This is a genomic window from Pedobacter cryoconitis (genome assembly GCF_014200595.1).
Classification (GTDB): domain Bacteria; phylum Bacteroidota; class Bacteroidia; order Sphingobacteriales; family Sphingobacteriaceae; genus Pedobacter; species Pedobacter cryoconitis_C.
In genome coordinates this window covers 521,678-539,272 of record NZ_JACHCG010000003.1, presented here as the reverse complement: position 1 = coordinate 539,272, position 17,595 = coordinate 521,678, and the positions used below count along the sequence as shown (strand labels likewise).

Annotated in this window: 2 protein-coding genes; both read left to right on the top strand. The window is 40.5% G+C overall.

Annotated features, from left to right (window positions below; translation table 11 throughout):
* Nucleotides 1-30 precede the first annotated feature (30 nt).
* Entirely contained in the window at nt 31-14,280 is a 14,250-nt protein-coding gene (locus HDE70_RS19280; RefSeq protein WP_183891583.1) for a non-ribosomal peptide synthetase/type I polyketide synthase, read from the top strand.
* Nucleotides 14,277-17,588 (top strand): non-ribosomal peptide synthetase, encoded by a 3,312-nt coding sequence (locus tag HDE70_RS19275; RefSeq protein ID WP_183891582.1) that lies wholly within the window; start codon nt 14,277-14,279, stop codon nt 17,586-17,588. The genes HDE70_RS19280 and HDE70_RS19275 overlap by 4 nt, the downstream gene beginning before the upstream one ends.
* Nucleotides 17,589-17,595: the final 7 nt, after the last annotated feature.

The window sequence follows — 17,595 nt, the reverse complement described above, 5'->3', positions numbered from 1 at the left end:
TAACCGCTCCAGGTTAACAAAGAATAAATTATGTCAAGGAAAATAGATAAGTCAAACGTTCAGGATATTCTGGAATTAAGCATGGTCCAAAAAGGTATGCTATTTCATTATTTGAAAGAATCTGATGAAAATTTGTATAATGTACAGCTGTCTTTTGATATTAAAGGCAGCTTGAACGTTGAGGTACTCAAAGCCTCAATCAAATTTGTAATTTCATCAAATGAAGCGCTGAGATCGGTATTCAGCTGGGAAAAAATCAGTAAACCAGTACAGATCATTCTTAAAGAATGTGAAGCAGACTTCAGTCTTATCGATATTGCTGATGAAGCCATTGAAAATATAGAAAACCTGATCAATAGATATACTATCCAGGATCAGGAAGAAAGATTTGATCTGACGGGATTACCTGTCCGCATTAAATTGATTAAAACAGGAGCGGATTCATTTGTGCTGAATATTACCCATCATCATATTTTATATGATGGATGGAGTACAGGCATATTCCTGAAAGAATTGTTTTATTGTTATAACCAGCTGGCTAAAGGTCAGCCGCCGGTCCTGGACAGGCGCCCTGCATATAAACAGGTTCAGCTGGCTTTTCAGAAAAAAGAAGAACCTGAAAAGACTAAGTCTTTTTGGAGCGGATATTTAAAGGATCATGAGCGGACTGCGCTTGTTACAGGTACAGGTGCTGTTCCGGGAGTTAATGAACCTGTTCAAAAGGTGAACACTTCTTTAGCGAATGCTAAAATTGATGCTTTTTCAGCTCAGCATAAAGTAACCAAGGCAGCGATCATCTATGCAGCTTATGGTATTCTGCTGCAAAAATATACTGATGTTGCTGATGTAGTTTTCGGAACTACTGTTTCCTATAGAGATACTACAATAGAAGGCAGCGGGAATATTATTGGGAATTTCATCAATACGATCCCCATGCGGCTGACAAATTTTACTGATCAGTCTTTACTGGAAGTCGTGAACACAGTGAGCCACGATTTAATCAACAGGAATGAATATAACAATTCATCCTATTATGAAATCAAAAAGATACTTGATTTAAAGCCGGATGAGAATCTTTTTGACTCCGTTATTGTCATCGAAAATTATCCGCTTGATACTGCGCTTATTCAAAGCAGTGAAGCATTTGATGTACAATTGAGGTCTGTCTATGAAAATACAGGTGTTCCGGTTTTATTTACTGTTTTCTTTAAAGAGGAACTGGAAATTGAACTCGCTTACAAAACAAGTACGATCAACGGAGATTTTGCGAAAGCTCTGGTTGATGATTTTGCTACTATCCTCCTTGCTATAGTGGAGGATGTTAATCAGACCGTGTCTGGTGTCAGCCTGCTCTCTGCTATTCAGCAGGAGCAGCTGCTTAAAGAATTTAATGATACCGCTGTTGTTTATCCTAAAGAAAAGACACTCATAGAGTTGTTTGAACAACAAGTAATCAAAACACCCGGGGCAATTGCGCTGGATTATAATAATCAGGAACTGACTTACCAGGAATTAAACGAAAAAGCGAATAGCCTGGCAGAACTATTAAGAGCACAGGGGATCAGACAAAATGATGTCGTTGCCTTGTACCTGAACCGCTCTCTGGAAATGTTTATTGGTATCATTGGGGTATTGAAATCAGGCGGATGTTATTTGCCGCTGGATCCTTCTTATCCGCGTGAGCGTCTGGAATATATGTTAGCGGATTCCAAAGCCTCAGTTATGGTGACTGCCGGAGAAACTAAAAGTGCTGACCTGGCCGGAGCAAATGATATTGTTACGCTGAATATCGACTGGAATACGCTGGCTGAAAATCCTGAGAATTTAAAAAATATAAACAACTCAGAAGACCTGGCTTACCTGATTTATACTTCAGGATCAACCGGAAAACCAAAAGGGGTCATGCTTTCGCACAGAGCAGTACACAATTACATCATTGCAATGCTGCAAGGCATCGCATTTGATCAGGTGGACACCCTGATTTCTGTAACGGCTTTCTCCTTTGATATTTTCGTTACAGAGTCGCTGCTGCCATTAACGCAAGGATTGAGAGTGATTATTGCCGATGAATTTGCACAGCAGGACCCTGCAAGATTAACAAAGCTGATTGCAGATAAAAATGTTCAGCTGATACAAACTACGCCATCAAGATACCGCTTGCTAACCAGTAATATCGATGATTTCAACTTATGTAAATCACATTTGTGTTATTTGCTAGCGGGAGGAGAAGCCCTGGATCAGGAATTGTTCTTAAAATTAAAAGCACATTCCGCTGCAAAAATTATCAATGTATATGGCCCGACAGAAACCACAGTCTGGTCGGCTATGATGGATTTAACGGAGCAGGAAAAGGTGACAATCGGAAAACCGATAGCCAATACACAACTCTATGTTTTAAATAAACAATTACAGCTGCAACCTATTGGGATCAGCGGTGAATTATATATCGGCGGTGATGGTTTAGCTCACGGGTATTGGAACAATGTAGAATTAACAACAAAGACATTTATACAAAATCCGTTTGATACGGATAACAAAATATATAAGACAGGGGATATTGTACGCTGGATGAAAGACGGGACTATTGAATATCTCGGCAGAGCTGACCAGCAGGTTAAAATAAGAGGTCACAGGATTGAAATGGATGAAATACGCTATGAAATTCTGGGCTATGACGGAATCAGTGAAGTTGCAGTAGTCGCTAAAGAAATGGGCCATGATAAATCGCTTGTTGCCTATTATGTGGCAGAACAAGCTGTTGATGCGATGTCCCTGAAAAGATTTCTGGCAGACAAAATACCTTATTACATGGTTCCGGCTTATTATGTGCAGCTGGATAAAATGCCGCTGACACCTAATGGGAAACTGGACAAAAAATCTTTACCAGATCCGCAATCGGATTTGGAAACCGTCTATACTGCTCCGGCATATGATACAGAAACAGAATTACTGAAAATCTGGTCGGAAGTTCTTGGGCATGATAAAATAAGTACCCATGCAAATTTCTTTGATATCGGAGGAGATTCTTTATCGATTATCAATGTCAGCAGTAAAATTAAAAAGGTGTTTAACAAAGAGGTATCCGTAACGGAGCTTTTTAATTACTCAACCATCGCCAGCCTGGCAAACTTTATTAACCCGGAACAAGCTTTCGCTGTACAGCAAGCCTTGGCTGATCAGGAAGAAGAAAATGAATTGATTAAGGATACTGACATTGCAATTATCGGGATGGCTTGTCGTTTTCCCGGTGCCGGAAATATAGAAGAATACTGGCAGAACCTGCAATCAGGAACAGAGTCTATCGTTCGAAAAGATACACCTGAAAATAGTACACTGATCTATGCAAAAGGAACATTAGCTAACTATGAAAAGTTTGATGCCGCATTTTTCAATTATATTCCTTCAGAGGCTGGTTCAATGGATCCTCAGATCCGTTTGTTTCATGAATGTACCTGGGAATCTCTGGAGCATGCAGGATATAATCCATACAACTATACAGGGGCCATTGGATTGTATGGCGGCGCATCAACTAATCCTTCGTATAATATCAATATCAACGAGGCTGATGACCATAACTGGATAGAAAAATGGGAAGGGATCACTTACGCGGATAAAGATTTTATGTGTCCGAGGGTTTCTTATAAACTAAACTTAAAAGGGCCAAGCTTAAATATTGCTACTGCCTGCTCTACTTCATTGGTTGCAGTAGATACTGCCTGTCAGGAATTACTTTCACAAAAATGTGATATCGCAGTTGCGGGTGGTGTGTCTGTGACAACCCATGATAATGATGGGTACAAGTATCATAAAAGTATGATCTGGTCACCTGATGGTAAATGCAGAGCATTTGATGAGCAATCTGGTGGTACTGTAGGTGGGAATGGAGTAGGTACGGTTGTGCTGAAAAGATTGGCACGTGCACTAAGAGATGGTGATGTGATCCATGCGGTTATTAAAGCTACAGCGACGAATAATGATGGTAACCGGAAAGTTGGTTTTACTGCCCCTAGTATTGAAGGGCAGGCTAAAGCGATTGATACGGCGATCAGAAAAGCCAGGATACCTGCCGAAAGTATCGGTATGATTGAGGCTCATGGAACAGGAACAAGCTTGGGCGACCCGATAGAAATAGAGGGATTAAGACAAGCTTTCAATACCGATAAACGTCAATATTGTGCCATTGGCTCAGTGAAAACCAATATTGGTCACCTGGATGCAGCTGCGGGGATTGCTGGTTTAATTAAAGCTGTATTATCGATTAAATATCGTCAGCTGCCTCCAAGTCTTCATTACAAAAGCCCAAATCCTAAAATTAACTTTTTAACAAGTCCGTTCTATGTGAATACCACTTTGAAAGAATGGGAAAATACACAATACCCGTTACGTGCAGGAGTAAGTTCATTCGGTATCGGTGGTACGAATGCACATGTGATTTTGGAAGAAGCGCCTGAAGCTGTGACTTCAGATGCAGGACGCGAACAACATCTATTAATATTCTCAGGAAAGAATGAGGAAGCACTGAAACGCAACCTTGAAAAATATAAAACCTATTTCACTGAAAATCCAGCAGCTAAACTGGCAGATGTATCTTATACCCTTCAAACAGGGCGTGCACATTTCAATTACCGTCAAAGTTTAGTTTGCAGTACGGCTGATGAAGCATTGGAAGCTTTAAAAGAACAAGCTCCAGTTTCAAAAAGTGCGTCAGGTAAACAACCAATCGTATTCATGTTTAGCGGTCAGGGCTCACAATATACTGGGATGTACCAGGAGTTATATGAAAATGAAGCTGTTTTTCGTTCCGCAGCAGATGCATGTTTTGCAATCGTGGCTGAACAGTCAGGGATGGATCTGAAGGCCGTGATTTATCCGGAAGGAGCCAGTGCATTGAATATCAATGATACTTGTTACGCCCAGCCTGCTCTTTTTATCATGGAGTATGCATTGAGCTGTTTGTTATTGCATTGGGGAATTAAACCTGCAATGCTGATCGGACACAGCATAGGTGAATATGTAGCTGCCTGTATCAGCGGGGTATGGGGTATGGAAGATGCTTTGAAACTGGTGATTAAGCGTGGAGCTTTAATGCAGCAGGTAAAAAAGGGTCAGATGTTAAGTGTCTCGATCTCAGAACTGGAATTAAGAGATTTATTAAGAGGCGAGCCTGCGATTTCTCTTGCGGCAGTCAATAGCAACAGTTTAAGTGTGGTTTCGGGTGAAGAAGAACCTTTGATGGCCTTTGCAACTAAACTCACTACATCAGGCTATAAAAATAAAGTATTGCATACTTCCCATGCCTTCCATTCATGGATGATGGATGGGATTTTAGCGGAGTTCGAAAAAGCATTTGAAGGCATTAATTTTAAACCGCAACAAATTCCGGTGATCTCTAACCTGACTGGTGAGCCAGCAAAGGATAGTGAAATAGGAAGCCCGGCTTACTGGGTGAAACACCTGAGAAATGAAGTCCGCTTCAGTGCTGGTGCGGGACATATCCTGCAACAGGAACAGGTGGTTTTTATCGAATTAGGGCCAGGAAATGCTCTTTCTACTTTTGTACGTTCTCATCAAAACCGTACCCGTCAGCACAAAGTGATCAGTATGATCAGCAGTGCTGCACAGGTACATCAGGATCAGAGACAAGTACTCAAAGGGCTTGGCGAATTATGGGAGAACGGGGTCAGGATTAACTGGGAAACTTATTATCAGGACGAACAAAGACAAAAACTAGCCCTGCCTGCTTATTCATTTGATCAGGTGGCTTATCCTGTAAGTTTGCAGCAGAGCGTTCAGTCAATCAGTAAACAAAAAACCAGCATTGTTGATCAGTTCTATACACCAGATTTAAAAGACAGTGCGCTAAGCTACCTGATATTTGCTGATGAATATGGTGTAGGTAAATTGCTTGCAGAAAGCTTTAATAAAGAAGATATAGATTTCATCTATGTCACAAAAGGTACAGCATACCTTGAAAAAGGAAACAATCAATACGAACTGAATCCTGAATCGGCGGCAGGATACGAAGAATTGTTCAGCAGCTTACATGCGAAACAGATTGCCTTAAAAAGTATTGTATATGGCTGGGCAATCAAAGAAACACTGGGTTTGCAGCGAACTACCATAGATTTTGATATGACTGCATCAGATTTACAATTTGTGAATCATATTATCAAATCGACACATAAAATAAACAGTTCTTCTGTCGTACCAATTACTTTTCTAACGGGTGAACTGTATGAAATATTAGTACAGCAGCGCATTGACATCGCTATTGAAGCTTCAACTTTAATGAAGCCGGGTGAAGAAAAACAAGTCAGCCACACGGTTGAAAATCAAATGATCACCTTATGGGAAAACTTCTTTGGTATTTCTGATATTACGTATGCTGATGACTTTTTTGAGCTGGGTGGAGATTCTTTGAAAGCACTGGTTATGATTGGAAGAATTCACAGGCTGTTCGGCATTGAGATTTCCATTACAGAGTTTTTCAACTGTTCATCAGTCAGATTGCTAAGTGAAAATATTAAAAATAAGATCAATCAGAATGAAGGTACTGCTATCCAATATCAAGGCCTTAAGGCAGCAGCAGTACAAGAATATTATACGCTGAGTTCGGTACAGCAGCGCTTATACTTTCAATATAAATTTGATCAAAACTCCTTATCCTACAACCTGCCTTACTGTTTTGTGATGGAAGGAGAAGTTGATTACTCAAAGTTGAACTATGCCTTTACTCAGATTATTGAACGACACGAAAGTTTACGTACAAGATTTGTAGAAATAGAAGGTACACCATTTCAGCAAATTATAGCTGATCCGGCTTTCACAATAGAGACTCTGGAATGCAACACTGCACAATTACAGGCGGTCATTAAAGCATTTATCAGACCGTTTGATCTGAATAATGAAGCGCTGATCCGGGTTGCAGTAGCTACTACAGAAGCGCAGCAGCTTTTAATGATCGATATGCACCATATCATTACAGATGGTGTTTCGCACGGAATCTTTATTAAAGAATTCATGCAGTTATACAATAATGAAGTACTGCAACCTCTTAAACTTCAATATAAAGACTTTTCAGCATGGCAGCAGTCAGCTGATCAGCAGGAGAAAGCAAGCGGACATCAGCAATTCTGGCTGGATCAATTTGCCGCTGCGGTACCAGTATTGGAAATCCCTGCTGATTTCAACAGGCCAATGGTGCAGGAGCATCAGGGGCATGTCCTTAACTTTTCTATTGGCAAAGAAGATACACAGCAATTAAAATTAATAGCTGAATCTCAGGGGGCTACCTTGTTTATGCTTTTGCTGTCAGCTTATAATATCTTACTAAGTAAATTAAGTAATTCGGCAGATATCGTGGTTGGCACCCCTGCAAACGGACGTCAGCATGCTGATCTGGAAAATATGATGGGCATGTTTGTGAACACGCTCCCTATGCGCAACGCTGTTAAAGCTGAATGGAACTTCCAGGAGTTTTTAGCATCGGTTAAAGAGCATACTCTGAAAGCATTTGAGCATCAGGCATACCCTTATGAGAAATTAATTGATGATTTAGGAGTAGTCAGAAGTACCGGGCGCAATCCATTATTTGATGTCATGTTTGCTTATCAGAATTTCGAAAAATCTGAGCTTTCAGCAAATGGGTTACGATTAACCGAATATTCTGCCGGGCATATCACTTCCATATTTGACCTCAATTTACTGGCCTGTGAAAGGAACGGAGAACTGCTGCTGGATCTTATTTATTCGCCCGCACTATTTACCAGAGATACTATTGAAAAATACACGGGGTATTTTAATCAGATACTTTCAGCAGTTATCGCTGATCCGCAGCAAAAGATAGCTGATATCGCTATCCTTTCAATGGAAGAAAGAGAGTTGTTGCTGAATGAGTTTAACAACACTTTTGATGAGAATAACCCGGATAAAGAGACGATCATTTCGATGTTCGAAAAACAAGTTGCAACCACGCCTGATGCTATTGCCCTGGTTTTTAAAGATCAAAATATAAGCTACCTGCAATTGAACGCTAAAGTCAATGCAATCGCACAAAAAATAGGCTTTGACCTGGTTGAAAAAGAGAATAAAAAGATTGCACTATTATTCGATCCATCTATCGAAATGATTGCAAGTATATTGGCAGTTTTAAGATTAGGCGGTATTTATGTTCCGCTTTCACCTGAATCTCCGGCAGACAGAAATAGTTATATTCTGTCTAATTGCGATTGTGGCTTATTACTGATTCAGGATGCTGTATTTGATCAGGACTATATTGATTTATTATCAGCAGCAACGGCAAACGTTAAATTGATCAGCACCGGATATGATCAGGTGGCTTATCAGGAATATCCTGCTGTTGATGTTTTACCGGATGATTCAGTTTATATCATTTATACTTCTGGAACTACAGGGATGCCTAAGGGGGTAGAAATCAGGCATAAAGGGCTGATGAATTATGTGGCCTGGAGAATGTCGAATCATAAACTTACTGCTAAAGATGTCACCCTGCAATTAGTCTCTTACCATTTTGATGGTTTTGGCGCAGATATTTATCCAAGTCTGCTTGGAGGCGGGAAGTTTATCATTATCCCGAAGGAAGAGCGCTTGAATGCGAATTATATCATTAACGCTATTCAAACGGAAAGGGTAACCAATTTTGCTATGACACCTGGATTATATGGTGCTATAATTAATGGATTACCAGCAGGTGATCACTTTAGAGACTTAAGATTTGTTGTCCTTGCTGGTGAAAAAGCAAGCAGGAATTTAATTCAGACCAGCAATAGAGTCCTGCCGCATGTACTGCTTGAAAATGAGTACGGGCCAACTGAATCTACTGTTGGAGTGGTACACAATGATATACTGGACGAAAATAACAACGCTATAATCGGTAAGCCAATTGCCAATACCCTGATTTATATCCTGGGTAAAAATAATGAGCTGCTGCCACTTGGCTTCACAGGTGAACTGTGTGTTTCGGGAATAGGTATCGCTAAAGGGTATGTAAACAATGAAAAATTAACCAGTGAGAAGTTTATTGATAACCCTTTCGTCGCTGGTTTGAAAATATACAAAACAGGAGATCAGGCCAAATGGCTTCCTGATGGACAGCTCGAGTTTCTGGGCAGATCTGATAACCAGATCAAAATCAGAGGTTTCCGCGTAGAGCTGGAAGAAATTATGAGTCAGCTGACGCTGCACCCTGCAATTAAAGAAAGTGTGATTGTTGTTAAAGAAAAAGCTGAAGGTGAAAAACTGCTGGTGGCTTATTATACTACTTTTTACACTGTGGAAGTTGATGAACTCAGATCATTTCTGGCTGCTCAACTGCCAAATTATATGGTGCCTTCTTATTTTATGGCACTGGAACAGATGCCAATTACATTGGTAGGAAAACTGGATACGAAAGCATTGCCAGAGATCACCATACAGGCGGGACTGGATTATGTAGCCCCACAAACAACAGAAGAAAAAGCACTCTCAGAAGTTTGGAGCAAAGTTCTTGGTGTAGAGCGGATTGGGGTGACAGATAATTTCTTTGCCTTGGGTGGAGATTCTATCAAATCTATACAGATCAGTTCAAGAATGCATGCTTTAGGTTATGAAGTGCCGGTGAAAGAAATGTTCATTAGTCAGACGATCACAGAGCTGAGCAGAAAAATAAGGAAAACAGAAATCCTCACTGATCAGGCTATAGTACTTGGGAAAGTTGAATTAACTCCTATACAGCAATGGTTTTTTGATGGATCAATTGTCAACAAACAGCATTTCAATCAATCTGTAATGCTGAATTTCGCAGATGGGATTACGGCCGGATCGGTGAATACTATTTTCACAAAATTGCTTGAGCATCACGATGCTTTGAGAATGGTATTCAGCCAGCGTGAAAATCAGGTTATACAAGAATATCAGGAACCAGGATTACCCTTATCACTACTAGTCGAAGATCTTTCCACAGCTGACGATCCTGAAAATTCAATCCTGCTATTTGCACAACAAATGCAAACGGGAATTGAGCTGGAGCATGGCCCGTTAGTGAAACTAGGCTTATTCCAGATGAAAAATGGAAGTCGTTTATTGATCGTAATCCATCATTTGATTATCGACGGCGTTTCCTGGAGAATCTTATTTGAAGATATAGATACCTTATACAAACAGTTAATAGCAGGCGAAAAATTAGTCCTGCCACTTAAAACAGATTCTTTCCAGTCCTGGTCAGCACAGCTGGGTGAATATGTAAAATCAGCAACCTTCCATAAAGCAAAACAGTACTGGAATACGATACTGAACACAAATAAGGCGGCGATCAGAAAAGATGGAAAAGAAAATTCATATCAATTGCAGGATGTTAAAAGGATAGAGTTTGTGTTGAGTAAAAAGGAAACTTCTGCTTTATTGTCCCGCGTTAATCATGCCTTTGGAACACAGATCAATGATGTTTTACTGGCAGCCTTAGGGTTAAGTATCCGTCAGCAATACGGCGTTGAAAGCCTGATGATCGATCTGGAAAGCCATGGCAGGGAACAACTCACGCAGCATACAAACTTCGGACGTACCATAGGCTGGTTTACCAGTATGTATCCTGTTTTATTAACTATAACTCATGAAGATCTATCTGCTGTTTTAAAACAAGTTAAAGAAACATTAAGGGAGATTCCGAATAACGGACTGGATTTCTTACTACTAAAACAGCTTACAGCTGGTAACGACCTTTCTGCCCGTTCACAAATATGTTTCAATTACCTGGGACAATTTGATACAGATACAGCAGGCAATGCTTACACTATCGCTACAGAAAAGAAAGGAAATGATATCGCTGGAACGGAATCCATGGGTTACGACTGGGATATTGCAGGAATCATAACCGGAGGGCAATTGAAAATCGCTCTTGGATATTTTGAAGACCAATATACCACAACTGAAATCTCTTCTTTCATGGGGCTGTTTAATCAAAATCTGGTTGAAATCATTACGTATTGCAGTGCCATTGAGCAAACAGAACTTACGCCATCTGATCTGACTTATAAAGGGCTAACCATTAATCAATTGGAAGAGCTTCAGACTCAATACGCGGTAGAAAATATTTACACGCTATCACCACTACAAGAAGGGATGCTTTTTCATGCCCTGATTGCACCTGATTCGGATAATTATTTTGGACAGATGACTTACCGGGTAACGGGGCAACTGGATATTCAGGCTGTAGAACGCAGTATGAATGAACTGTTTGCCAGGTATGGAATATTGCGTACTACCTTTTTACACGGCACTTATGAAAGACCATTGCAATTGGTACAGAAAGGAAGGAAGATCGGCTTCCAGTTTCATGATATCCGTATGGAGTCTTTATTGACTTCAAAAGATGAAATGATGCTTCAGTACAGAATGGAAGACAGAGCCCGTAAATTTAATTTATCGGAAGATGTATTGATGCGATTGTCTATCTATCAGACAGATACTGATGAATTTGAATTTATATGGAGTCATCACCATATCCTGATGGATGGTTGGTGTATGGGAATTATCATCAGGGAATTCAGAACACTTTATTCGCATCATAAAAATCAAAAGGAAATCACTTTGCCAAAAGTGCGCCCTTACGCTGATTATATCCAGTGGTTGGAAAACAGAGATCAGGAAGTCTCTGTAAACTATTGGAAAGATTACTTGTCAGGTTATGAAAGTCTTTCTTCATTACCTAAAAAAGAAACGCTATCAACTGCTAAATCATTCGTTCCTGCATCAGAAGAATTTATTCTGGATAAAGAAATTACAGGGAAATTAAGAAAAGCATCCGCAGCAAATGGGGTGACTATCAATACCATCTTACAAAGTGCATGGGGTATTTTACTGGCAGCCTACAACAATACAGATGATGTCCTGTTTGGATCGATCGTTTCAGGGCGTCCGGCAGAAATAGCCGGAGTAGAATCTATGGTTGGATTATTTATCAATGCCATCCCGTTCAGGTTAAGAATCGACAAAGAGGAAACTATCAGGACATTGTTACAGCAAGTACAAAATGCCTGTCTGGATAACGAAGCGCATCAATATGTTTCCCTTGCCTTAATCCAGTCCTTCAGTGATCTTGGGCCGGGTCTTTTAGATCACATCCTGATTTTTGAAGATTATCCGATGACAGCGGAAGTGCAGGGAGCTGATGCAGAATTCGCAGTTAAAAATGTAGAATTATTTGAACAGACCAATTACGATCTCTCGGTGATGATTGCTCCGGCCGATGAAATCACAATCAAATTTGATTATAACACAGACGTTTATGAAGGGGAGCTCATCAAACAAGCAGCCAGACACTTCAACAATATTATCGTACAGCTTGCTGATGAAGATAAAAGCAACATCACAGCGCTGGAGTTTGTGACCACTTCAGAAAAACATCAGTTATTACATGAATTCAATACGACAGCAAAAGAGTTTGACAAAAGAATCTTTATCGACTTATTTAAAGATCAGGTTAACAAAACTCCCGAAGCTATTGCTGTAGTACACAACCTGTCCAGTTTGACTTATGAGGAATTATATCACAGGTCAAAAGTACTGGCGCTGCAATTAATCAAAGCAGGTGTAAAACCTGGTCAGAAAGTAGCACTTTATATGCCAAGGAGTATTGAAATGCTGGTTGGAATACTGGGCGTTTTCCAGGCTGGCGGTGGTTATGTGCCCATAGATGTCGACTATCCTAAAGAACGCATCCGGGAAATACTTTCCGGTAGTGAAACTCAGGTTGTACTGGTTACCGCAGACGTAGCAGATGAAATTGACGAATTAAGAACTTCATTACCTGATTTAGAACAAGTCATCTGTATAGATACACTTGCTGATCCGGATGAGGACGCAGAAATTGATCAGGAGGGGTATGGCATGCAGGATCTGGCTTATATTATTTATACTTCCGGAACTACAGGTAAGCCTAAAGGTGTGATGATTCATCAGTTAGGAATGATCAATCATATCTATTCAAAAATAGATGACTTAAAACTTGACGAGCATACAGTTATCGCTCAAAGCGCGTCACCATGTTTTGATATCTCAGTATGGCAGTTTTTAACAGCTTTATTAGTAGGCGGGAAGACACATATTATTGATAAGGAAATACTGACTTCACCAAAACAGCTGATCAGCGAGTTAAACAGAGGCGGGGTTACTATTTTTGAATCAGTTCCATCCCTGATGACTACATTTTTAGAAGAAATGCCCGACCATCAGGATAATTCTTTAAAACAGCTGGTCTGGATGATCCCAACCGGTGAACCATTAACGATCTCCTTAGTGAGAAAATGGTATACCTATTTTCCGGATATCAAACTGCTGAATGCTTACGGGCCAACTGAAGCCTCAGACGATATTACCGTTCATGAGGTGGCTTATCCTGAAGAAAACCAGCAGCTGATTTCTATTGGGAAACCTATTCAGAACATGAAAATCTATATCGTAAGCAAACAGCTGAGTTTATGTCCTGTAGGGATTGAAGGCGAAATTTGTGTAGCGGGATTGGGCGTTGGTTTGGGATACTATAAGGATGAAGAGAAAACCAATAAGGTTTTTATCAATAATCCTTTCGCAGAAGAGAAAAACAGTGGTTATGATATCTTGTATAAAACAGGGGATATCGGATACTTTACCCCAACAGGAGATATTATCTGCTTAGGAAGGATTGACCATCAGGTTAAGATCCGTGGGCTGAGAATGGAACTGGGTGAAATTGAAAACAGGCTTTCTGCACACGAACTGGTGCAGGCAAGTACCATTCTGGCAGTCAAAAAGAATAACGATACCTACCTGGTTGCTTATTACCAGGCAGAACAGGAAATAGACCCTGCAATATTAAAGGATTTCCTGTTGCAGACCCTGCCGGATTATATGGTGCCTGCTTATTACATGCAGCTGGAAAGAATGCCCGTTACCTCTAATGGTAAGTTAAACCGGAAAGCACTCCCTGCTTACAGCATTAAACAAAACGATCAGGATATCAGGCCTGCCAATGCAGTCGAAGAAAAGCTGATTGGGTTCTGGTCTGAAATTCTGAATATAGATCCAGAGCTGATGAATATCAGCAGCAACTTCTTTGATTTAGGTGGACATTCTTTAAAAGCGATCACGCTGGTAAATAAGATTCACAAGTTTTTTGGAGCCGAGGTTCCATTGAAAGAAATCTTTCAGAAACAGAGTATAGAAAATATAGCAGATTATTTAATCACCGTTCAGCAGATCCCATGTGAAATGGAATTTGAGGGCAACATTACAGAAATTTCGATATGAGAATAGACGAATACATAACCAATTTGAGGAAGGTTAATCAAATCACCATTCATGTTGTTGACCAGGTGTTGAAGCTGAAAGCTCCTGACCATGCGTTAACCCCACAGCTTATTGAAGAGATCAAAGCTCGGAAAGCAGAGATCCTGGAATTTTTTTCCAAAGCTAATACTGGCGATAAACTGTCTGCTATTCCTGCCGCGGCCACTAAAAGTTCTTATGTTTTATCCGCTGCACAGAAACGCATGTATTTTTTATATGAGCTTGATCAAAGTTCTGTGGCTTATAATATGCCACAATTCATCAAGCTGGAAGGAAAAGTTAATGTGACACGTCTGGCTGAAGCTTTAAGAAATCTGGTAAAGCGTCACGAAAGTTTGCGTACCATATTTCGTATAGAACAGGATGAACCTGTACAATATATTCTGGAAGAAAGCGACTTTGGAATGGTACATACACTGACCGAAGACGCAGATCCGGTACTGGCAAATTTTGTCAAACCATTTGATCTTCATACTGGCCCTTTATTGCGTGCAGAATTGATCAGTACCAGTACTGGAGTACATATACTGGCTATCGATATGCCACATATCGTTACCGACGGAGTTTCTAATGTTTTGCTGGTTCGTGATTTTATACAGCTTTATCAGGGCTTAAAGCTTGAAGGGCTGACTATACATTACAAGGATTATGCAGAATGGCAGCAAAGTGAAGGCAGGCAAACTGTACTGGCTGCTCAAAAAGAATTCTGGTTAACTGCTTATGCAGAAGAAACTAACCAGTTGAATCTGCCCTCAGACTTTCCACGTCCACAGCTTAAACAACATGCAGGAGACACGGTCAAATTTACGCTGGACAGTACCATAACAGCTGGCTTACTGCGATTAAGCGCAGAACAAGGCGTAACGATGTATATGATCCTGTTATCTTTTTATAAGATTTTGCTGGGCAGGCTCGCTAATACAGCCGATGTGGTTGTAGGCAGTCCGGTTGCTGGCCGTGAACATACAGATCTGGAAGGAATTATAGGCATGTTTGCCAATACGCTCCCCATACGCAGTTATCCTGAAGGGGCTAAAACTTATCAGGATTATCTGGCAGAATTAAAGCAGATTTCTTTGCAATGTTTTGAAAATCAGTCCTATCAATATGAAGAGCTGGTGAACAACTTAAAAATTGACCGTGATACCAGCCGCAACCCATTATTTGACGTGATGTTCTCTTATGAGAACTTCGGAGATGATAGTCTGGAACTTCCTGGTTTAATTATAAGTCCTTATCAAAGCAATCATTATATTTCAAAGTTTGACCTGACTTTATCAGCTTCCCAGCAAGGTGAAACACTGCACCTTCAATTCGACTATAGTACTTCACTGTATAACAAGGAAAGGATTAGCCGTTATGTCACTTATTTCCAAAAGATAGCAGTTGCGGTTCTGGAAGATGTAACCGTGAAAATATCCGCGATCAACCTGTTGAGTAAAGAAGAGGTCGAAGAACAATTGGAGACTTTCAATATGACCGCAATAGCCTATCCACGTGAACAAACGCTGCTTGATTTATTCAGTGCACAGGTTTTACGTACACCGGGTCACATCGCAGTCGTTCATGAAAACTCGGAATTAAGCTATCAGGAACTAGAGGCACGTGCCAATCAGCTTGCAAATTACCTCAGGTCAAAAGGAGTTTCAACAGCTACGCATGTTGCCATTTTGGTGGAACGTTCGGTAGAAATGATCATTGGCCTGCTGGGGATATTGAAAGCAGGAGCAGTCTATATCCCATTGCACAATAATCAGCCTTTAAGCCATCAGCAGCAGATTATAGCAGAAAGTAAATCTGAATTTTTACTATGCTCTTCTGCCGTAGCAGCAAACTATCGGCAGCTTAAAACCTTAAATATTGATGATGACCTGATTCTGGAGCAAAGTACAGCGGATCTTAATTTAGCATTATCGCCGGAAGCTATAGCTTACATTATTTATACCTCCGGTACAACTGGAAAACCAAATGGTGTGCTGGTCAATCACCGTTCAGTGGTGAACCTGCTGGCTTATCAGCAACAAGTTTTTGGCATAGATTCAGAAGAGTCAATTCTACAGTTTGCAACACTCAGTTTCGACGCTTCTGTAGAACAAATCTGGCTGGCACTGCATACCGGGGCAAAACTGGTATTAATCAGTACCGCAGTAATTACGGATCAGGCGAAATGGAATGCTTATCTGATTCGTCACAAAATCACCCATTTACATGCTACTCCCTCATTTCTTGAACAAATGGATCTGCCAATGCCAAATCATATCAAACGCATTATTGCAGGTGGTGAAGAATGTTCTCCACATCTGGCAAACAGATTTTGTGAAGATTATAAATTCTACAATGAATACGGGCCTACAGAAACCACTGTAACCGCGGTAGAATACGAGGTTAAAGAAAAAATAGCATTGGATAATAAAGTCCCTATAGGCCGTCCGGTGGGTAATACCAAAGTCTATATTCTGGGTGCAAACAGAGAACTATTACCTAAAGGAGTTACAGGAGAACTGTATATCGGAGGCGACGGGCTCACTCAGGGATATTTTAATGCAGAAGCACTGACCAGTGCGCGGTTCATTCCTAACCCTTATGCAACAGGAGAACTGATCTATAAAACAGGAGATCTGGTTAGATGGCTGGAAGATGGGAACCTGGTTTACCTGGGCAGAAATGATGAGCAGGTAAAAATCAGAGGTTTCAGAATAGAACTGGGGGAGATTGAGTGCCAGTTGTTAAAACATGAAGACATACAACATGCAGTGGTTACAGTGTACACGAATGGCCATGAAAAATACCTTGCAGCCTATTACGTATCACCCGGTGTCCTGACTGATTATGAACTCAGAAGTTTTCTGGGAAGCAAGATTCCTGATTATATGATTCCTGCAAGCTTTATCAGGCTGGAAAGTATTCCTTTAAATGCAAACGGGAAAATCGACAAGAAAGCTTTACCAGATCCTGTCATGAATTTAAAAGAGGATTATGTCGCACCAGCTAACCCAACGGAAATGCAGCTGGTAGAAATCTGGTCTTCCCTACTTCAACTGGAACCAGCATTGATCAGTGTCAATAAGAGCTTCTTTGAACTCGGCGGCCATTCTTTAAAAGCAGTGACGATGGTCAACAAAATCAGAAGCCAGATGAATGTTGAAGTGTCATTGAAACAGATTTTTCAAATGACAAGTATACAGGAGATTTCCAATTATATAGCCAATGAACTTTGGTTAAAATCGACCATGGACCACACCTTGAATGAGGAATTTATTTTAGACTAAAATCTTA

Bases quoted from the DNA above. Each gene is read 5' to 3' on its own strand.
- HDE70_RS19280 (WP_183891583.1), top strand. From the start codon at position 31: ATGTCAAGGAAAATAGATAAGTCAAACGTTCAGGATATTCTGGAATTA.
- HDE70_RS19275 (WP_183891582.1), top strand. From the start codon at position 14,277: ATGAGAATAGACGAATACATAACCAATTTGAGGAAGGTTAATCAAATC.